Source organism: Streptomyces sp. NPDC050315 (assembly GCF_040655775.1).
Lineage (GTDB): Bacteria > Actinomycetota > Actinomycetes > Streptomycetales > Streptomycetaceae > Streptomyces.
In genome coordinates, this window is the sequence record NZ_JBFAKN010000003.1 from 849,286 (window position 1) to 868,203 (window position 18,918).

An 18,918-nucleotide genomic window follows, 5' to 3' on the forward strand; every position below is an offset into this window, starting at 1 on the left:
TGAGAGCGCCCCGACCCTTTGGAGGAAACATGCCGCAGCAGCCACCTGCCCCGGAAGCCCCGGAAGCCGAACTCGACCGCCTGCGTACAGAGGTACTGGCGCAGGTCAAGGCGGCGGACCCGCGGCTGGCCGAGGTCGTCCGCGCGGCCGTGACGCATCTGCACGCCTTCGTGCGCGAGGTACGGCCCACCGAGGAGGAGTGGCTGGCAGGCCTGGACTTCCTCGTCCGTACTGGGCACGCGTGCACGGCCACCCGCAACGAGTTCATCCTGCTGTCCGACATGCTCGGGCTGACCTCCGCGGTCGACGAGGTCAACCACGCCGGGCCCGCGGAGGCCACGCCCTCGTCAGTGGAGGGCCCCTTCCACTCCCCCGCGCCGCCGCGCCCGCTCGGTGCGTGGATCGCCGAGGGTCCGGAGCGCGAGCGGGGCCGCCCGATGGCCGTACACGGCCGGGTGACCGACTGCGCGGGGCGGCCGTTGGCGGGCGCGACGGTGGATGTGTGGCAGGCCGATGACGCCGGGCGCTACGACACGCAGGACGCGGCGCAGCCGCCGGGGAACCTGCGGGCCCTGCTCACCACCGCGGAGGACGGGTCGTACTGGTTCCGCAGCGTGCTGCCGAGCAGCTATCCCGTACCCACCGACGGCCCGGTCGGCGATCTTCTGACGGCGCTGGGCCGGCACCCGATGCGCCCGGCCCACATCCACCTGCGGGTGGCGGCTCCGGGACACCGCCCCGTCACCACCCATGTGTTCGTCGCCGGTGACCCGTATCTCGACTCCGACGCGGCCTTCGCCGTGAAGGACGCGCTGGTCGTCACTCCGGAGGCCGTCGACGATCCGGCCGCGGCCGAGCGGTGGTCGCTGAGCGCGCCCTTCCTCGACTTCGCATTCGACGTCCGGCTCGTCGCCCGGCCTGACGGCACCGAGGACGCGGCGGCGAAGACCGGGGCGGCGGAGGTGGCGCGGTGAAGTTCATCGGTCTGTTGGACGGCCACGACACGGTCGTCGGGGTAGTGGTCGAGGACCGGGTCACGCCGCTGGCCGAGGTCCGGGACTTCTACGCGGCGCTGCCGAAGTGGACCGCGCAAGCGGCCACGGTGACCCTCGGCGAGCGGCCGCTCGCCGAGGTGCGGCAGGCCCCGCCGGTCCCGCCGACGGCCCGGGTGCTCTGCCTCGGCCTCAACTACCGCGCGCACGCGGAGGAAGGGGTGTACGGCGTGCCGGACCATCCGACCCTCTTCGGCCGGTGGACGGCCTCGCTGTCCGTGGGCGACGTACCGGTACCGGTACCCGCGAACGAGCCGGGGCTGGACTGGGAGGGCGAGGTCGCCGCCGTCGTCGGGTCCTCGCTGGCGGACGCCGACCCCGTGACCGCGGAGTCCGCCGTGCTCGGGTACGCGGTGTTCAACGATCTCACCGCCCGTACCGCCCAGAAGCTCACCGCGCAGTGGACGCTCGGCAAGAACGCCGACCGCAGCGGCCCGATGGGACCGCTCGTCACCGCCGACGAAGTCGGGCCGCTGTCCGCCGGTTTGCGGCTCACCACCCGGGTGAACGGCGAAGTCGTACAGGACGGCAGCACCCGCGACCTGATCTTCCCCGTCGGCGAGGTGTTGTCCCTGGCCAGCCGCACCTTCACGCTCCACCCCGGGGACGTCCTGGTCACCGGAACGCCCGAAGGCGTCGGATACACCCGCACCCCACCGCGCTTCCTGCACCCGGGCGACGTGGTCGAGGTGACGGTCGACCGCCTGGGCACGCTGCGCACGCCGATCGTCGGAGCGGAGCAGCGGTGACCGGGGCGGCGAGCAGCGAGTACTACCCCGTACTGATCGCCGGCGGCGGGCCGAGCGGGCTCGCGGTCGCGATCGAGCTGGGCCGGGCGGGCATCCCCTGCTGCGTGCTGGAACCACGGCGGACCGTGGCCACCGACCGCCCCCGCGCCAAGACCACCAGCGCGCGGACCATGGAGCTGTTCCGGCGCTGGGGCCTGGCCGACCGGGTGCGGGCCGCCGCGCCGCTGCCGGTGTCGTACGCCCAGGACGTGGTGTTCTGCACGGGGCTGACCGGCCGCGAGATCACCCGCTTCCCGAACGCCTTCGCGCTGCATCGGGAGCGCCGCGAGGAGTTCGCCGAGTGCGGCCAGCAGATCCCGCAGCCGGCCGTCGAGGCGGTGCTGCGGGAGGCGGTGGCCGAGCTGCCGAGCGTCGCCTTCCTGGCCGGTCACCGGCTCCTGGCGGCCGATGACGGGCCGGACGGGGTACGTGCGCGGGTCGCCGGGCCCGACGGCCGGACCCGTACGATCGCCGCAGACTATCTGGCCGGGTGCGACGGCGCGGGCGGCGTGAGCCGTGCCGCCATCGGGGCGCGCTACGCGGGCAGCAGCGGCGAACTCCCCAACCTCAACATCACCTTCACTGCTCCCGGGCTGACCGAACAGGCCCTGTGCGCCCGCGCGGTGCACTACTGGGTGCTGGGCGCGGCGGCGGGCGGCATCGTCGGCCGGATGGATTTGGACGGCACCTGGTGGGCCATCGCACACGGCGTGGACGTACGCACCGGTACCGTCGAACCAGCGTCACTCGTCCGGCAGTTGATCGGCGCCGACCTGGACGTCCGCGTGCACGCCACCGATCCCTGGTCCGCGCGCATGCTGCTGGCCGACCGCTACCGCGGCGAGCGGGTCTTCCTGGTCGGCGACGCGGCGCACCTCAACCCGCCCTGGGGCGGCCACGGTTACAACACCTGCGTCGGCGATGCGGTGAACCTGGGCTGGAAACTCGCCGCCGTACTGCAGGGCTGGGCGGGGCCGGCGCTGCTGGACAGCTACGAACCGGAGCGGCGTCCGGTCGCCGAGCGCACCATCGCCGACGCGGCCGCCCAGGAAGCCCATTTGGCCCACGCCTTCGCCCATGGCGACATCAACGAGGACACGCCGGCCGGGGCCGCGCGCCGTACCGCCGTGGCGCGTGCTCTGGAGGTCAAGCGCGGCGAGTTCCACAGCCTCGGCCTGGTGCTCGGCTACCACTACGCCGGCTCCCCCGCCGTCGTGGACGACGGCTCCCCGGTACCCGCGCACCAGCCCCTCACCTACCACGGCTCGGCCCGCCCCGGCACCCGACTCCCGCACCGCTGGCTGCCCGACGGCTCCTCGCTGTACGACCACCTCGGCCCCGGCTTCACCCTGGTACGCCTCGACGAAGCCGCCGACCCGGCGCCGTTCCTGGCAGCCGCGGCCGCCCGCCGCCTTCCCCTCACCGTGCTGGACCTGCCCCGTTTCCCCGACGCCGCCGCCTACGGAGCCGGACTGCTCCTGGTACGCCCCGACCAGCACATCGCCTGGCGCGGTCCGGACGCCCACGACGGCGCCGCGGTCCTGGACACGGCACGCGGCGCCGCGGCTCGGCTCAGCGCACCAGTCGCTCGACGAAGCCCAGCGAGCGGGTGAAGATCTCCGTCACCTGCTCGTCGGAGGCCCCGTACCAGCCGTGGTCCGCGCCGGGCACCGTCCAGAGGTCGGCCGACGCACCGGCCGCCTCCAGCCGGGCGGCGAGGGCGTGGCTGTGGGTACTGGACACCATCGTGTCCGCGTCGCCGTGCACCAGCAGGAAGGGCGGGGCGCCCGCGTGTGCGTGCATCACGGGGCTGGCCGCGCGGGCGAGGTCGGGCACGGTGGCGGGCGCCGCGCCCAGAAGCGCGGCTTCGGGCGTGGCCGCGTCCCACGGGTCCCAACCGCCACGCGCGGTGGTCAGGTCGCTCGGCCCGTACCAGATGACGGCGCCGGCCGGGGAAGGTCCGGTGTGTCCCGGGGCCGACCCGGTGAGGGCCAGGAGGGAGGCGAGGTGGCCGCCTGCGGACTCGCCCCACACCACCGTCCGCGCGGTGTCGATGCCCAGCTCGGCGGAGCGCAGCGCGAGCCAGCGCAGCGCGGCGCGCAGATCGTCCAGGGGTGCGGGGAAGTGTGCCTCGCCGGAGAGGCGGTAGTCGACGCAGGCGACCGCGATACCGGCGGCGGCGATCCGCGCGAAGGGGCCGGGCTCCCAGTCGCGCAGCCGCATCCCCATGTCGTCCCGCCGCCCGATGCGCCAGGCGCCGCCGTGCACGTACAGCACGAGCGGCACGGGACCGCCGACCGTCCCTCCGGCCGTCCCTCCGGCCGTCCCCTCGGTCGCCTCTCCGGGCAGCCACAGGTCCAGCTCCAGGGGGCGGCTGCCGTCCGGTACGGCGTACGGGACGCCGCGCAGCAACCGGACGCCGGGGGCGCAGTGCGCGGCGGGCGGCAGCGGGGCGACCTCGGGCGCGGGCGCCGCGATCAGTGAACGCAGCGCGGCGCTCACCGAGTACGCCACTGGTGGTCGGGCAGGAACCGTACGTCGAACTCCTGCGGTACGGTGCCGAACTTCTCCGGCGCGGGGATCACGGGCTCGTGCGGCAGGCCCAGCTGCTCGGCGGGCGCGCCGAGGTTCTCGAAGAACCGCTCGAACGTGCCGCCGGGACCGGCCGCGACGCCGACGACCTGGCTGTGGTGGCGCTCCATGCGGTAGGCGTGCGCGCAGTTCTTCGGTACGAAGCCGAAGTCGCCGGTGGTCAGCAGCTTCTCCTGCTGCTCACCCTCGGTGTCCTCGACGAACAGCCGGACGGCACCCGCGGTGATGTAGAAGACCTCGTGGGTGTCGGCGTGCACATGGGCCGGGATGATGTCGCCCTTGGGGCCCTCGACCGTGAAGAAGTTGAAGGTGTTCTCGGTCTGCTCGCCGCCCGTGTAGATGGTGATCAGGTCGCCGAACAGGTGAGCGCGGTCGCCCTCGCCCTTTTCGATGAAGTAGGGCTTGCCCGGCTCGGCGGGGATGCGCGAGGCGCGCCGGTAGCGGGTGGCGTACTCAAAGGTCATCGGCTCTCCAGCGGGTGTACGGCGCCCATGTCAGGCAGCCTGACATTTATTACGTCAGGTAGCCTGACACTGATGGACGTCAACCGCAACCTCCCCCAGCTGCTCGGCGAGGCCCGCAACTGGTTCGACCAGGCGCTCCTGGCGGCCATGGGCGAAACCGACGGCGGCGCCCCGCCGGTCTCCCCCACCCAGCTCCAGCTCTTCGCCGTACTGGATGAAGACGGCACGACCGTGTCCGAGCTGGCGCGCCGGATGGGCGTCACGCGGCAGACCGCCCACCAGGCGGTGCACAGCCTGGTCGCCGCGGGCCTGCTGGAGCAGGCCCGCCACCCCACCTCCGCCCGGCAACGCCTGATCCGCCGCACACCGGAGGGCGCCCGCGCACACGGCAGGGCACTCCTCGTACTAGAGCGACTGGAGCAGGAACTGGCCGACCGAATCGGCCGCGAAACGGTCGACGCGCTCCGGGCCGCGCTGGAAATGCCCTGGGGAGACCCGCCTGCTACTCGGTGAGCCGGATCACCCGATACCAGAGGGAATACCGGACAGGCCCGGGTTGCTGTGACAGGTGCGGGTATTGGTGGAACTGTGTCCCCGGGCCCACCATATTGCCCGTGGGGAAGATCGTTCGGCTGAAGCCCCACGGAGCCTTTCGCCGCGAGGCGACCGCCATCAGTATCCGCACTCCAGCCGCCCCGACCGGCCTCCCCCGACCGGTCGGGGCACCTATGTGTGGCTACATGGGCGCGGCGGGCTGTTCCGCGCGGTCGACCAGGCGGGCCAGTTCCAGGCGGGAGCGTACGCCCAGGGCCGCGAAGATGTTGCGGAGATGGTGGTCGACGGTGCGGGGGCTCACAGACAGGCGGAGTGCGATCTCCCGGTTGGTGGCGCCCTCGGCCACGCAGTGCGCGATGCGCAGCTGCTGCGGGGTGAGGTCGGCGAGCGGTGCCGGGCGTCCGGCGGCGGGGGCTTCGCCGGTGGCGCGCAGTTCGGCGCGGGCCTGTTCGGTCCAGGCGCGCGCCCCGCATCCCTCGAAGGCGACCAGCGCGTCCCGCAGCAGCCCTCTGGCGGGGCCGGGCCGTCGTCTGCGTCGCAGCCATTTGCCGTGCAGGAGCAGGGTGCGGGCGCGCTCGAAGTCGTTGGTGGTGTCGTCGTGGTGCGCGCGGGCCGCCTCGAAGTAGGCGTCGGCCGCGGCCTCGTCGCGGTTCCCGGCCCCGGCCCCGGCTGCGGCATTGGCTCTCGCTTCGGCTCCAGCTCCCGCTCCGGTTCCTGCTCCCGCGCCGGCCAGTAGTGCGCGGCAGCGGGCCAGTTGGGCCGGTGCCGCGGGGTCGGCGCCGAGGGCGGCCCAGACCGCGAATTCCTCGACGGCGGTGCGTGCCGCGTCGGGTGTGCCCGCCTGCACCACCGCCTCGGTGTAACAGGGCACGGCCAGCATGCGTACGGCGAAGTGGCCCTGGCGGGGTCCGGGCCGCACCAGCGGGCCGAGCCGGGCGGCGGCCTCGTCGACGCGGCCTGCGCCCAGGTCGGCGCGGGCCAGCGCCCAGCGGGTGAGCGTGGACACCTGAACCAGCCCGTGCGCGCCGGCGACGGCACCGGCCGCCGCCGCGTGGGCGGTCAGCGCGTCCGTGTCGCCCTCGACGGAGGCGACGAGGGCGAGGATCGCGTGCTGGTGCGCCGCGATGTTGCGCTGGCCGGTGAGGTGCGCGATGCGCAGCCCTTCCTCGGCGTGCACGCGGGCCCGTGGGTGCCGGCCGGCGCGCAACTCCCCGTACGCCAGGTGCTCCAGGGCCTGCGGTACGAGCGTGGTGCGGCCCAGCGCGCGGGCGGCCGCGAGGGCACGCGCGTTGACCCGGCAGGCCGCCGCGAGGTCGCCGACGACCAGCGCGGCGACCCCGGCCCGCAACAGCACCTCGGGTTCCTCGGCACGCCCGGTACGCACGAGCAGCCGCCGCAGCGGCCCGACACCCGCATCGAGCCGGCCGCTGAGCACAGCGGCCATACCGACGCGGTACTCGTCGAGGGCATCGAAGCCCGTACCTTCGGACGTCGCCTCACCCCCGATCGCCTCCACATACGCCGCCGCGTCCCCCATCGCCCAAGCAGCCTCCATCGCCGCGAGTCGGGCGGTCAAAGACGCCGCGGCGTCGTGCGGGTCGAGCAGGCCGGCTGCGAGGAGGAGTTCTTCGCGGGCGTCGGCGACCGGGCCGTCGCGCAACGTCAGGAGGCCGTGGACGAGTTCGGCCCGGCCGCGGAGCGGCGCCGGGCCCGGGAGTGCGCGGACGGGGGCGAGCAGGGCGCGCGCCCGGTCGGGTCGGCCGGCGAGGCGGGCGTGGTCGGCCGCCGCGGTCAGCCAGGTGGCGCGGTCGGTGGCGCGGCCGGTGCCGTGCCCGGTGAGGCGGGCCGCGACGGACAGGGCCACCGCGCGCTCCTCGTGGGAGACGTGCGGTCCGGCGGTCCGCGCCGCGGCGGCCAGCCGCCCGGCGAGGCGGGGATCGGGCCCGTCGGCCGCCAGGGCACGGTGCAGGAGGCCCGCCAGCGGGTCCCGGTCGTCCCGGTCGGGGTCGCTCACCGATGCCAGCAGCGCGTGGGCCGCCCGGCGCCGGGCGAGCGGTACGGCCTCGTACAGGGCCCGCCGCAGTGGCGCGCTGTCGAAATGGATCCGCTCCCCCGCGGTGCGGACCAGGCCCGCCGTCTCCGCCGGTTCGAGCGCTGCCGCTCCGAGCCCGGCGGCCGCTGCGGCCCGCAGTACGAGGGCCGCGTCGGCGCCGGGCCCGTCGGGATGCTGTTCCTGCGCGGCGGCGGCCAGCAGCAGGAGCCGACGGGTGCCCTCGGGGAGGTCGTCGGGCAGGCCGACCGCGGCAAGCCTGCCCAACGGGCCGAGCGTCACCCGCCGGTGCGGGGGATTCGTTCCGGGCACGGTCTTCGGTCCGGTCACAACCGTCACGTTACTGTCGCGTAAACGGTCACGGAACCCCTCCGTCCCCGGTGCCCCACAGGGCGGGGTCAGGACGTGTGCGGGCAGTTGCCCCGGTACTCCTCGATCGTCGTACTCGGCCGCGGCAGCGGGCAGAGGAACTGCTCGTAGCGGGTGTCGTTGTCGATGAACCGCTTGAGCCACGAAATGCTGTACTTCGCGATCGTGGTGTTGGAGGTGTTCGGGGTGAAGTGCGTCGCGTTGTTCAGCTCCAGGTACGCCTTGTCGAGCGAGCCGGGCAGGCTCTCGTAGAACGGTTCGGAGTGCGTCGCGACCGGCGCGATGGTGTCACCGTCGGCACCGACGACGAGTGTCGGGGTCTGGATCTCCGGCCAGGTCTTGTCGAGGTTCCAGCCGGTCAGCGGGATCGCGGCCTGCAGGGACGGACGGCTCTTGGCGGCCTCCAACGAACCACCGCCGCCCATCGAGTGACCCATGACGCCGAGCCGGCTGCCGTCGATCCGGTCGCGCACGGTGCTGCGCTGCGTCAAGTAGTCGAGTGCCGCGAGGAGTTGACGGCCCCGACTGTCCGGCTGGTCGAGCGTGGTGTTGGTGTCGATGGTGAACACGACGAAGCCCTGCGAGGCCAGCCGCGGGCCGAGCCAGGCGATGGACGACTGGTACGCGGTGTAGCCGGGCGAGATGGCGACGGCGCCGAAGGTCCCGTCGCTGGTCGAGGTCGGGTAGTAGATGGTGCCGCCGCCGAAGCCGGTGACACTCAGGGAGGAAACACTGGTCTCGGAGACGGCGTACGGGCCGCGCGACGCCTCGATGCTGGAGACGGTGGGCGCGGGGCCGCGCTCGTACGGATTGTCCGCGGCCCCGGCCGGCCCGGCCTGCGCGGTGAGCAGGGTGCCGGCGGCCAGGAGCCCGGCCAGCCCCCACCGCGTCAGCCGGGTTCTGAGCCGCCCCGTCCCCTGCCGTTCCGGAATGCGTACGGACACGCTGCTGTGCTGCTGCACGACGGTTCCTCTCGGTAACGATGACCAACGGTCACTGACGACCGCCACTCTCGTGCCGTGCAGCTCCTGCACACATCGGCAGAATCACCGGTCTCGGCGACCAGCGGGAACCGGCGAGAACCAGTGAAGCGTCAGCGCAGCCGACCCGCCCCCGCCCGGTGCCCGACGACGCCCGGGACGGCGCGCGCATCGTCCACCCGCGTCCGCAGGACGGGCGTCCACCCGGCGCCGGACCGCAGGGGCTCTTCCGGTACCTCCGCGTTGTGCACGGCGATCAGATCCACCGGGCGGCCGTTGACGCGGTTGCCGGCCGCGGTGACCGGCGCGTCCTTCCACTTCTTCAGGACGCGCCCGGCGCCGGTGCCGCGGGGCAGGGTGAAGGCGTTGTGTTCGGCGACCAGTTGGGACTCGATGCCGATGCCGAAGCTGTAGGCGTACGGCGCGCCCGGCCGGACCAGGTAGTGGTTGTTGTACGCGTCGACCTTGCCGAACCGGACGCGCGGCGCGCGCTCGACGACGTCGCGGAAGAGGTTGTGGTGCAGGGTGACGCGGAGCCTGCCGCGGTCGGTGGCGGCCGCGCCGTCGCTGTTGCCGATCATCAGGGTCTTGTCGTGGTCGGCGAAGACGTTCCAGGAAGCGGTGACGAGGTCGGCGCCGCGCACGATGTCCAGCTCGCCGTCGTGCCGCTGGTACAGCTCGCCGTAGTACTCCGGCAACGAGCTGTCGGGGTGGGCGCCGTCGGTGAAGGTGTTGTGGTCGAGCCAGACGTGGGTGGCGCCGGAGACGACCACGCTGTCGTATTCGGAGTTCCAGGCACCGGTCGCGCCGTCCGTCGGGTCCCACTGCGGGAAGCAGTCCAGCGGGCTCTCGGCGGTGAGGTTGCGGACGATGACGTTGTCGACGTTCCGGATCTGGAGACTGCCGCCGACGATACGGGCGTCCGCACCGACGCCGATGAGGGTGGTGTCCGCCGGGACGTACGCCGTGACGGCCGCGCCCTGGTTCCGCTGCGAGGCGGCGCGCAGGTCCTCCTGCTCGCCGCTGACCGGGCGGTCGCGGCCCCACACGGCGGGGTCGTAGTCGGCGAGGTAGCGGGCGAAGTCGTAGCCGTCGGCGGCGAAGGCGGCACAACCGTCGCCGGTCGCGTCCAGGGTGCCCTTGACCTTGACGATTCTCGGGGTGCCGGGGTCGTCGGCGAGCGCGGCCCGCAGCTCCGCCCAGGTGGTGACCGTGTAGGTGTGCGCGGCGTCGGCGCCCGCGCCGCCGGTGGTGCCGCCATCAGCGGACGCCCAGCCGTCGTGCGCGGGCAGCACGTCATGGGACGGTGGCACATCGCGGGGCGGCGCCGCGTGGGCCGGGCCCACCGCGGTGAGGGCGAGCGCGGCGCAGCCCGCAAGCGCGAGGAGGGTGGTGCGATTGGTCATGCTCCGTCCCCTTCCGGCCAAGTGATCCAGGACGTCGGGATGTCGTCGTCGAGGCGGCGGGTGTCGGCGGGCGCCAGCAGTTGCGTGGCCCGCAGTCCGGCCGCGACCAGGCGGGCGACGGCGATCGCGCCGGGCGGGTTGAAGTGCGTGTTGTCCTGCTCGGCCGGGGTCCAGTTGAAGTAGGTCTTCGTCTCCTCGGGACCGAGCTTCTGCCACAGGGCGAGGGAGTGCTGCTGGATGTCGAGCAGCGGGACGCCGGCCTCGGCGGCCAGGGCCCGCATCGCGGCGGGGTATGCGCCATGGGTGGGCAGGGCGTTGCCTCCGGCGTCGAACTTCCGGCGCTCCACGGAGGTGAGCAGCACCGGCCGCGCGCCGCGCGCCCGCGCCCCCGTCACGTACTGGCGCAGGTACTCCTGGTACGTCGTCCAGGGCTCGGTGTACCGGGCGGGGTCCTCGGCCTTCTCGTCATTGTGGCCGAACTGGACGAGGAGGAGGTCGCCGGGGCGGAGGACGGCGAGGACGGCGGTCAGCCGTCCCTCGTCGATGAAACTCTTCGAACTGCGGCCGTTGACAGCGTGGTTGGCGACCGGCAGGTCGCGGTGGAGGAAGAAGGGGAGGGCCATTCCCCAGCCGGTTTCGGGTGCGGCGTCGGCGTACTTCTGCGCGGCGGTGGAGTCGCCGGCGAGGTGGAGAGTGGGCATCGGGCGGTGGCCTCCTGGGCCGGCGAGAGCAGCCGGGGCTGCGGCGAGGGCGGCCGGAGCCGCGGCGAGCGCGAGCGGGAGGCCCGCGAGCGCCGCGGCCGCCCGGCGACGCGTGACACTCACTTGTTCTGTTGCTTCCACTCGGCCTGGGCCGCGTCGAGCTGGTCGGCGAGGGAGGCCAGGAAGTCCTTCGGTGTGGTCTTGCCGAGCAGCACCTTCTGGAAGGCGGGCTCGTTGTCGGCCTTGGAGAGGGTGTTCCAGTCGGGCAGGTAGTACGGCAGGTCGACGATCTTCGTCTTGCTGCTGTTCAGCGCTTCGGCGCCGAGCCTGGTGGTCTCGGACTTCTGCAGCCAGTCGTCCTTCGCCGCGTCCAGGTTGGACGGGATGGTGCCGGCCGACTCGCTCCACTTGCTGTTGGATTCGTGCGATGCCGCGAATTCGATGAACTTCCAGGCCGCGGCCTTGTTCTTGCCGGACTTGAAGAGGCCGAGGCCGTCGACCGGGTTGGACACCATCACCCGGGTGCCGTCGTCCAGCATCGGGTTGGGTATGCCGCGGAACTTCTTCGTGCCGAGCGCCTTCACATGGTCCTGGTAGGAGCCCATGTTGTGGTTGAGCATGCCGATCTCGCCGCTGTCCCACTGCGCGACCATCTTGGTGAAGTCGTTGTTGATGTCGGCGGCGGGAGTGTTCTTCTTGTAGAGCGCGACGTACTTCTCCAGCGCCGCGACGTTCTTCGGGTCGTCGACGGTGGTGTGCAGGCCGTCCCGCTCCCAGAAGCTGGTGATGCCGGACTGGCCGTACATCGCGTCCAGCGCCTGCGCGAGGGAGCCGGCGCCGCCGCGGATGGTGTAGCCGAACTTGTTGGCCCGCTTGTCGGTGAGCTTCTCGGCCGCCTCGTAGAACGCCGACCAGGTGGTGGGCGCGGGCAGCCGCGCGGCCTTGAACAGGTCGGTGCGGTAGTACAGCACGCCGTTGGTGGCGTGCATCGGGACGGTGTAGAGCTGCTTGCCGCCCGCCGCCGAGCGGACGCTCCGCACCATGCGCGTGTTGAGCTTCCCGTCGAGCGCGCTGTCCTTCAGGCGTCCGTCCAGCGGCTCCAGGGCGCCCTGGGCGCTGATGCCGGCGAGCATCGCGGCACCGATGCCGCCGACGTCCGGCAGACCGCCGCCCTGGATGGCGGTGTCGTACTTGGACTGCGCCTCGGTGGCGGCGATCCCGACGTAGTCGACGTCGATGTCGGGGTACTTCTGCTCGAAGTCCTTGATGATCTCCTTCCAGACGTCGGTGCGTACCCCGCCGTTGTTGTCCCAGAAGGTGATCGTGCCCTTGCCGGAGCCCTCGGCACCGGACTCGCCCGCGACACCGCTGCCGTCGTCGCCGCAGGCGGTGGCGGTGAGCGCGAGGACTGCGGTGAGGGCGAGGGCGGCGGTGGCGCGCGGCCTGCCGGGCTTGCGGAAGATGGTCATGGTCGGCTCTTTTCTGTTCATGGACAGGGGGAAGTCAGCGGCGGTACGGGGCCCAGCCGTCGGTGCCGCGGAGGTAGTCGGCGACCTCGTGGCGGGCGGCATCGGCGTCGCTCATCTGCGGCCGGTCGGCGGTCACCGTGGCGCCCGGCCCGGTGTTCCGGTACTCGCTGAAGCGGGCGTCCCGCCAGGAGAAGCCGCCCATGTCGGTCCAGGGTGAGGACTTGATCGCGGCGGGCAGCTCGGTGTCGCGGATGAGGATCTGGCCGATCGCGTCCGGCTCGCCGCCCGGGTGCCAGGGGCGTCCGAGGTGGAAGGTACCGGCGGGCGCGTCGCTGATGACGCGGGAGCCGGTGATGAGGAAGCCGTACGGGTTGCCCTTCCAGGTGGACGGGGCGGTGAGGTAGCCGTTGTTGGTGTCCGAGCCGCGGCTGAGCGCCTTGATCACGGAGTCTTCGATGACGGTGGTGGCGCGCCCGTAGATGAAGTCGACGTCGCCCTCGACGTAGGAGTCCCGGACGTAGACCCGGCTGATGGTGTCCAGCTTCGGGCTGTCGGTCATCAGGGTGTCCTGGTTGCCCTTGAAGGCGGTGTCCTCGAAGACGATCCGGTCGCCGGTCGTCTTCATGGCAAGGGCCTGTTCGCTGTTCAGGTCGTGCGCGGCCTCGTCGAAGTCGTTGACGAAGGTGAGGTGGCGGGCGGTGGTGTCGTTCGCAGCGAGCAGCACGGTGGCGCTGCCGGAGGAACCGCCGTACTCGTTCGGCGTGTCGTACACGATCACGGTGTCCGCGCGGTCCTCGCCGGTGCCCAGGAAGGTGATGCGCGGCTTGGTGGCCGGTACTCTGACCTGCTCGCGGTAGGTGCCCGGTGCGAGGGCCAGGGTGACCGCGCCGTCGTTGCCGGCGGGCACCGCGTCCACCGCGGCCTGCACGGTCGGGTAGTCGGCCGGTACGTGGAGGACGGTGTCGGTGCCGAGGGTGCGCTGCGGGCCGGAGAACTTCTTCACCAGGGCGGGCACGGCGGCGGCCGGGTCGAGCCGGTAGGGGTAGAAGGCGTGCGGGTCGAAGGCGGTGCCGCGGGTGTCGTGCCGCCCCGTGGTGTCCTTCAGGACGGAGCCGCGCTGCACCAACTCGGCGGTGTCATCGGCCTGGTAGGGGTGCTGGACGCCGTCGTAGTAGCTGTTCTCGATCACCATCTTCGTGCGGCCGCGCGCGTAGTTCCCGTACGACCACACCGGATCGCCGTCGTCGACCTGCGCGGAGAGGTAGTTGTTGTAGAGGTGCGCGTACGCGCAGTTGTCGGCGGACGGGTTGCGCTGTTTGGTGTTGCCGAACCAGTTGTGGTCGATGGTGATCTTCGTTTGGACGTTCGGGGTCCAGCCGATGCCGAAGGTCTTGTTGTTGTTCTTGAACTGGTTGTGGGAGACGGTGATGTAGTCGCTGTCCTTGCGGATGTCGAGCTGGCCGTCGCAGATGTTCGAGAAGCGGTTGTGGTCGATCCACACGTGATCGGCGGTGTCCAGCTGGATGCCGTCGAAGTCGGTGTCCTTGCAGTCCCAGTTGCCCTCGACCGCCGAGTCGCGGATCGTGAGATTGCGGATGATGACGTTGCGGGTGCCGGGATTCAAGTGCAGCTCTCCGTGGACGAGTTCGCCCTTGGTGCCCACGCCGACGATCGTCTTGTCCGACGCGACGACGATGTTCGCGCCGAACGGTGCCACGTCGATGGCGGTGGCGACGCGAATGATGTACGGCTCATCGGCGGCGGCGTACTTGGCCAGGTCGGCCTGGGTGCGGACGGTGACGACCCGGCCGCCGGCGCCGCCGGTGGTGCCGCCCGCGAGGGAGGCGAAGCCGTGCGGGCGGTCGGCCGGTGTCGAGGCGTGGGCGGCGGTGTCCGGTGGGCGGGGTGGTTCGGCGGCCCCGGCAGGGGCCTGCGCTCCCAGGCCCAGCGCCGCCGCGAGGGCGGTGGCTGCGGCCAGAGCTCTGGCCAGTAAGCGCTTGCTACGGAGGTGTGTCATGGCGGCTCCCAACAGGCGTACGGGTGATGGAGGTGCCTCAGTCGGCCGAGGCGGGGGCGATGCGGAAGTGCGTGAAGAGCGCGGCGCCGGGGCTGCCCGCCTCGGCGGGCGCGGTGGCGAACAGGCCGAGCAGGGCGCCGACCCAACGCCACGGTGTGGCGGCGAAGACCTGCCCGTACGGTGTCCAGCCGGCGCCCGTGTCGGCCGTGAAACGGCAGCGGGCGCCCGCCCCGACGGTGATCCGCAGCCGGGCCCGGCCGTCCGGCGCGAGTTGCGAATGCGCGGCGTCCCGCTCCGCCTCGGCCACGGCCTCCGCGAACCGGTGGACCAGCCGTACGGTGCCGTCCGCCGCGCGCTCCAGCCCGATCCAGCCGAAGGCGTCACCGAGCACGGCGAGCCCGGCCTTGGCGCCCGGCTCCGTGCTCTCCAGCCGCAGTTCGACCTCGGCGGTGGCGGGGCGTGCGGGCAGCCGCTGGGTGAGGATGTTCGGCAGTAGGCGCAGGTCGTGCGCGTCGGGGGTGCGGACGCAGGTGAGGCGCAGGCCGTCGCCGCTGTGTGCGGGCGCCCAGCCGGTCGCCGGGTTGGCGGTCCACTGCCACTGGGGGCCGAACCGCCCACCGGGGAAGTCGTCGTCGGTGGCGGGCGCGGTGGGAGGCTGCGGCGGGAGCGCCGGCTTGCGGTGGACGCGTACCGGCGCGCCGTCCGCGCCCATGACCGGCCATCCTTCCTCGTCCCAGCGCATCGGCTGCAGGTGCACGAGGCGCCCGTACGCGCCCTGCTCCTGGAAGTGCACGAACCAGTCCTCGCCTGCCGGGGTGCGCACCCAGCCGCCCTGGTGCGGGCCGTTGATGTCGGTGTCCCCCTGCGCGAGGACGACGCGCTCCTCGTACGGACCGAAGAAGCCGCGCGAGCGGAAAGCACCCTGCCAGCCGGTCGTCACTCCCCCGGCGGGCGCGAAGATCCAGAACCAGCCGTTGTGCCGGTACAGCTTGGGACCTTCGAGGGTGAACCAGCCGGGGATGCGGTCACCGTCGATCAGGGTGCTGCCCTCGTCGAGCAGGCCGGTGGCGTCGGTCCGCATCCGGTGGCCGGTGAGCCGGTTCTTGATGCCGGAGCGGGACCTGGCCCAGGCGTGCACGAGGTACGCGTCGCCGGTCTCCGCGTCCCACAGCGGGCAGGGGTCGATCAGGCCCTGGCCCGCCTTGAGGAGGTGCGGCCGGGTCCAGGGCCCGCGCGGGTCCGCGGCGTTGACCTGGAAGATGCCGTGATCGGGGTCGCCCCAGAAGATCCAGAAGCGGCCGTCGTGGTGCCGGATCGAGGGGGCCCATACGCCGCAGTCGTGGCGCGGTACCGCGTAGGCAGCGGCCGGTTCGAGGCGGTCCAGGGCGTGCCCGATCAGGGTCCAGTTGACCAGGTCGCGGGAGTGCAGCAGCGGCAGCCCCGGGACGCGGCCGAAGCTGGAGGCGGTCAGGTAGTAGTCGTCGCCGACCCGGACGAGGTCGGGGTCGGACCAGTCGGCGGCGAGGACGGGGTTGCGGTAGGTGCCGTCGCCGCGGTCGGCAGAGAAGGGCGCGGCGGCCGTCATGCCGTCACCGCCTTCCGGGCCAGTGCCGCGGCCTCGGCGCGCGGCAGGCGGCCGTCGGCGACGACGGTGACGATCCGGCGGACGACGGTGTCACCCGGCGCGATCGGCAGCCGCTCCCCGTACGCCAACGACGAGCCGACACCCGGGTAGTCGGCGGTGCGCACGAACCAGGGGTCGCGGCGGGTCGCTTCGGTGGCGCCCGCGAAGACCAGCGTCCACTCCGCCCCGCCGAGCGCGAGCCAGTCGGTGCGGCTCTCGTGCACGGCGGCCTCCCCTTCGGCATCGGCGGTGTACACCTCGGGCTCCTCGGCCTCCTCGGGCGCGCGCCAGAAGAAGCCGCCGTACGCGGCGCCGGGGCGGCCGTTGGTCGCGGGGCTGCCCAGGGACAGCGGGCCGGGGGTGGTGTTGGTCAGCGAGAAGGTGAAGTCCAGCGCCCAGGCGGTGTCGGTCAGTTCGGTGGCCGCGACGGTGCGGCGCTCGCGCAGCAGCTCGTGTTCGCCCGCGCGCCAGCTCAGCTCCTGCACGAAGCCGTCCGGATCGCACAGGTTGAAGCCCACGTGCCGCTGCACGCCGTGATTGTCGAGCGCGGTCGGGCCCCGGTCGCGTACGTACGTCCGGCCGCCCCAGAAGTTGTGCCCCGCCACGTCCGGGACCGCGACGCCCACGCCGAGGTGGTGCGGGTGGTCGGCGGGCATCAGCGCGGTGACGGGCGTGCCGCGCAGGGTGGTCACGGGGTGCAGGTAGGGGCGCGGGGCGAGCCGGGCGGGGAGGCCGGGCCGGTAGGCGTACCGGGCGACGGGCCGGCCGGCGCAGCGCAGGGCCAGCGTCGGGGTGTGGTCGGTGGCGGTCATCGGGAGCGCGCCTCCTCCGGGAGCGCCCAGGCGGCGCCCAGTTCGGAATAGAGGGACAGGGTGTCGGCAGCGGCGGCGACGAGGCCGTCGATGCCGGGGACGACGCGGCGGAGGGCGGTACCGCCGGCCGTCGTGCCGGTGCCGGGGGCGGTGTGCCAGGCGTCCGGCGGCAGCGCCACCGGGTCCGGGGCACGGCGGATCGCGTCGAGTACCCGCATGAAGGCACCGGTGGCGGCGGGCGGTACGAGGAGCGGTGTGCCGCAGGTGAGGTGGTCGACCAGGTTCTCCAGCAGGTCGGTGCGGCCGTGCACGGTCTCCTCGGGACGGTGTCCGGTGCGCTGTACCAGGACGCGGTCCTGCTTGTACCAGAAGGTGATCCGGCCGTGGGTGCCGTGCACGGCGACGTACGGTTCGGCGGCCGTCTCGGCGCACAGGGTGGCGGCGACCGTGACGCGGCTGCCGTGTGCGGTGGTGACGCGGACGCAGGAGGTGTCGTCGGACTCGATGGCGTGGGCGCGGAACAGCTCGGTCTGCACGTCCGCGATGTCGTCGGCGGCGGTGCTGCCGTCGAGTGCGAGGGCGGTGGCGACGGCGTGCGCGAGCGGGTTGGTGAGTACGCCGTCGAGCACGTCGGTGCCGTGCAGCCTGCGGCGCCCGGCCCAGGGCGCGCGGCGGAAGTACGCCTCGTCGCGCACCCAGGCCCCGGCCGCGCCGATACCGGCCGGTTCGCCGATCGCGCCCTCGCGCAGCAGGTCGCGGATGGCGGCGAGGGCGTGCGAGCCGAGCGACTGGAAGCCGATGTTGCAGGCCACGCCGGCCGCCGCGATGCCGTCCGCCATCCGCCGGTACTCCGCGTAGGAGGGGGCCGGCGGCTTCTCGACGAGCAGGTGGACGCCGCGCCGGGCGGCGGTCAGCGCGAGGTCGGCATGGGTGGGGATGGGCGTACAGAGGACGGCGATACGGGCGCCGGTGACGGCGAGCAGGACCTCGAAGTCGTCCGACTGGGCGACGGGCCCGAAGCCGTCGAGGTCGGCGGCGGGCAGTGGGGTCAGGTCGCAGACGCCGGCGAGGCGGACGCGCCCCTGTCCGGCCAGTCGGCGGAGGTTGGCGAGGTGCCAGTGGCCGTGGCCGCGTGCGCCCACGAGGACGACCGGCAGCGGCTCTTCCGTACCGGCGCCGCTCATCCCTTCACCGCCCCCGCGCTGAAGCCGGTGATCAGCCACTTCTGGATGTACGCGAAGACGATCACCACGGGCACGGCCGCGATGACGCCACCGGCGGCCAGTGCGCCGAGGTCGACGCTGTCCGCGCCCATCAGGGTGTTCAGGCCGACGGGGATGGTCTGCTTCTCCTGGTTGCTGAGGAACATCAGCGCGAAGAGGAAGTGGTTCCAGGCGTGCACGAAGGCGAAGGAGCCGACGGCGACCAGGCCGGGGCGCAGCAGTGGCAGCACGACCGTGCGGAAGGCCCGGAAGCGGTCGCAGCCGTCGACCCAGGCGGCCTCCTCCAGGGAGTACGGCACGTTCCTGATGAAGCCGCTGATCAGGATCATCGACAGCGGCAGCTGGAAGACGGTCTCGGCAATGATGACACTGCCCAGCGAGTTGATCATCCGGAGCTCGGCGAAGATCTGGAACAGCGGCACGAGCAGCAGCGCACCGGGCACGAACTGGGAGCACAGCAGGGCCAGCATGAAGCCCTTCTTGGCACGGAAGTCGAAGCGGGCGAGCGCGTAGCCGCCGGCCAGCGCGACGACCGTGGTGAGTACGAGGGTGGCCACGGCGATGAGCACGCTGTTCTGGAAGTACGTCGCGAAGCTGCGCTCGGTCCACACCTTCGCGAAGTGCTCGAAGGTGATGGGCCAGGGCACCAGCGAGGTGGAGCCTGCCGGGCGGAGCGCGAAGAGCAGGATCCAGTAGAAGGGGACGAGCGTGAAGAGGAGGTAGAGCGCGAGCGGCAGGTGGATCTGCCAGCGCGGGGCCTGGTCCCAGGCGCGGCGGCGCTTGACGGTCGGCTGCGTGGTACTCACGTGGGTGGTC

16 protein-coding genes are annotated in these 18,918 nt (G+C 72.7%); 4 read left to right on the forward strand and 12 right to left on the reverse strand.

All coding sequences use genetic code 11. The features are described 5' to 3' along the window. Positions 1 to 29: 29 nt before the first annotated feature. From AB0I82_RS15020 to AB0I82_RS15030, 3 genes are read left to right on the forward strand one after another with little or no spacing between them, the layout of a single operon-like run. On the forward strand, positions 30 to 974 hold the full coding sequence (locus AB0I82_RS15020; protein ID WP_363257652.1) for a dioxygenase: 945 nt from the start codon (positions 30 to 32) through the stop codon (positions 972 to 974). After that, complete coding sequence (locus AB0I82_RS15025; RefSeq protein WP_363257654.1) at positions 971 to 1,801, forward strand: fumarylacetoacetate hydrolase family protein; 831 nt, start codon at positions 971 to 973, stop codon at positions 1,799 to 1,801. Before AB0I82_RS15020 ends, AB0I82_RS15025 begins: the two co-directional genes overlap by 4 nt. Then, positions 1,798 to 3,453 carry an FAD-dependent monooxygenase gene (locus AB0I82_RS15030; protein ID WP_363257655.1) on the forward strand — a complete coding sequence of 552 codons (1,656 nt, stop codon included), beginning with the start codon at positions 1,798 to 1,800 and terminating at the stop codon, positions 3,451 to 3,453. The genes AB0I82_RS15025 and AB0I82_RS15030 overlap by 4 nt, the downstream gene beginning before the upstream one ends. On the opposite strand, the gene AB0I82_RS15035 is transcribed toward AB0I82_RS15030, so the two are convergent. Continuing rightward, the gene (locus AB0I82_RS15035) at positions 3,413 to 4,342 is read right to left on the reverse strand and encodes an alpha/beta hydrolase (protein ID WP_363257657.1); all 930 of its coding nucleotides are present in this window, start codon (positions 4,340 to 4,342) and stop codon (positions 3,413 to 3,415) included. The two genes, AB0I82_RS15030 and AB0I82_RS15035, sit on opposite strands and share 41 nt — an antisense overlap. Then, positions 4,339 to 4,896, reverse strand: a complete 558-nt coding sequence (locus AB0I82_RS15040) for a quercetin 2,3-dioxygenase (RefSeq protein WP_223731639.1) — start codon at positions 4,894 to 4,896, stop codon at positions 4,339 to 4,341. Before AB0I82_RS15040 ends, AB0I82_RS15035 begins: the two co-directional genes overlap by 4 nt. Before the next feature lie 72 nt (positions 4,897 to 4,968). Between AB0I82_RS15040 and AB0I82_RS15045 the strand changes: the two genes are divergently transcribed. Further along, the gene (locus tag AB0I82_RS15045) at positions 4,969 to 5,409 is read left to right on the forward strand and encodes a MarR family winged helix-turn-helix transcriptional regulator (protein ID WP_363257658.1); all 441 of its coding nucleotides are present in this window, start codon (positions 4,969 to 4,971) and stop codon (positions 5,407 to 5,409) included. A 223-nt stretch (positions 5,410 to 5,632) separates the two neighbouring features. On the opposite strand, the gene AB0I82_RS15050 is transcribed toward AB0I82_RS15045, so the two are convergent. The 10 genes from AB0I82_RS15050 to AB0I82_RS15095 form a co-directional block, all read right to left on the reverse strand. Next, positions 5,633 to 7,831, reverse strand: a complete 2,199-nt coding sequence (locus tag AB0I82_RS15050; protein WP_363257659.1) for a helix-turn-helix transcriptional regulator — start codon at positions 7,829 to 7,831, stop codon at positions 5,633 to 5,635. 68 nt (positions 7,832 to 7,899) lie between these two features. Next, entirely contained in the window at positions 7,900 to 8,748 is an 849-nt protein-coding gene (locus AB0I82_RS15055) for an alpha/beta hydrolase (RefSeq protein WP_363257749.1), read from the reverse strand. 215 nt (positions 8,749 to 8,963) lie between these two features. Beyond that, on the reverse strand, positions 8,964 to 10,256 hold the full coding sequence (locus AB0I82_RS15060) for a pectate lyase (protein ID WP_363257661.1): 1,293 nt from the start codon (positions 10,254 to 10,256) through the stop codon (positions 8,964 to 8,966). After that, complete coding sequence (locus AB0I82_RS15065) at positions 10,253 to 11,080, reverse strand: rhamnogalacturonan acetylesterase (protein ID WP_363257663.1); 828 nt, start codon at positions 11,078 to 11,080, stop codon at positions 10,253 to 10,255. Before AB0I82_RS15065 ends, AB0I82_RS15060 begins: the two co-directional genes overlap by 4 nt. After that, positions 11,077 to 12,426 (reverse strand): sugar ABC transporter substrate-binding protein, encoded by a 1,350-nt coding sequence (locus AB0I82_RS15070; protein ID WP_363257664.1) that lies wholly within the window; start codon positions 12,424 to 12,426, stop codon positions 11,077 to 11,079. The genes AB0I82_RS15065 and AB0I82_RS15070 overlap by 4 nt, the downstream gene beginning before the upstream one ends. 34 nt (positions 12,427 to 12,460) lie before the next feature. Beyond that, positions 12,461 to 14,443: a pectinesterase family protein gene (locus AB0I82_RS15075; RefSeq protein WP_363257665.1), complete on the reverse strand. Its 1,983-nt coding sequence runs from the start codon at positions 14,441 to 14,443 to the stop codon at positions 12,461 to 12,463. Between the two features lie 37 nt (positions 14,444 to 14,480). Continuing rightward, the gene (locus AB0I82_RS15080) at positions 14,481 to 16,028 is read right to left on the reverse strand and encodes a family 43 glycosylhydrolase (RefSeq protein WP_363257666.1); all 1,548 of its coding nucleotides are present in this window, start codon (positions 16,026 to 16,028) and stop codon (positions 14,481 to 14,483) included. Further along, on the reverse strand, positions 16,025 to 16,879 hold the full coding sequence (locus AB0I82_RS15085) for a PmoA family protein (RefSeq protein WP_363257667.1): 855 nt from the start codon (positions 16,877 to 16,879) through the stop codon (positions 16,025 to 16,027). Before AB0I82_RS15085 ends, AB0I82_RS15080 begins: the two co-directional genes overlap by 4 nt. Continuing rightward, the gene (locus AB0I82_RS15090) at positions 16,876 to 18,063 is read right to left on the reverse strand and encodes a Gfo/Idh/MocA family oxidoreductase (RefSeq protein ID WP_363257669.1); all 1,188 of its coding nucleotides are present in this window, start codon (positions 18,061 to 18,063) and stop codon (positions 16,876 to 16,878) included. Before AB0I82_RS15090 ends, AB0I82_RS15085 begins: the two co-directional genes overlap by 4 nt. Next, entirely contained in the window at positions 18,060 to 18,908 is an 849-nt protein-coding gene (locus AB0I82_RS15095) for a carbohydrate ABC transporter permease (RefSeq protein ID WP_363257670.1), read from the reverse strand. Before AB0I82_RS15095 ends, AB0I82_RS15090 begins: the two co-directional genes overlap by 4 nt. Positions 18,909 to 18,918 lie beyond the last annotated feature (10 nt).

What these genes read in the sequence shown, in the direction of transcription:
- AB0I82_RS15020 (WP_363257652.1), top strand. Translation starts at nt 30, where the DNA reads ATGCCGCAGCAGCCACCTGCCCCGGAAGCCCCGGAAGCCGAACTCGAC.
- AB0I82_RS15040 (WP_223731639.1), bottom strand. Translation starts at nt 4,896, where the DNA reads ATGACCTTTGAGTACGCCACCCGCTACCGGCGCGCCTCGCGCATCCCC.
- AB0I82_RS15045 (WP_363257658.1), top strand. Translation starts at nt 4,969, where the DNA reads ATGGACGTCAACCGCAACCTCCCCCAGCTGCTCGGCGAGGCCCGCAAC.
- AB0I82_RS15060 (WP_363257661.1), bottom strand. Translation starts at nt 10,256, where the DNA reads ATGACCAATCGCACCACCCTCCTCGCGCTTGCGGGCTGCGCCGCGCTC.
- AB0I82_RS15070 (WP_363257664.1), bottom strand. Translation starts at nt 12,426, where the DNA reads ATGACCATCTTCCGCAAGCCCGGCAGGCCGCGCGCCACCGCCGCCCTC.
- AB0I82_RS15075 (WP_363257665.1), bottom strand. Translation starts at nt 14,443, where the DNA reads ATGACACACCTCCGTAGCAAGCGCTTACTGGCCAGAGCTCTGGCCGCA.
- AB0I82_RS15080 (WP_363257666.1), bottom strand. Translation starts at nt 16,028, where the DNA reads ATGACGGCCGCCGCGCCCTTCTCTGCCGACCGCGGCGACGGCACCTAC.
- AB0I82_RS15085 (WP_363257667.1), bottom strand. Translation starts at nt 16,879, where the DNA reads ATGACCGCCACCGACCACACCCCGACGCTGGCCCTGCGCTGCGCCGGC.
- AB0I82_RS15090 (WP_363257669.1), bottom strand. Translation starts at nt 18,063, where the DNA reads ATGAGCGGCGCCGGTACGGAAGAGCCGCTGCCGGTCGTCCTCGTGGGC.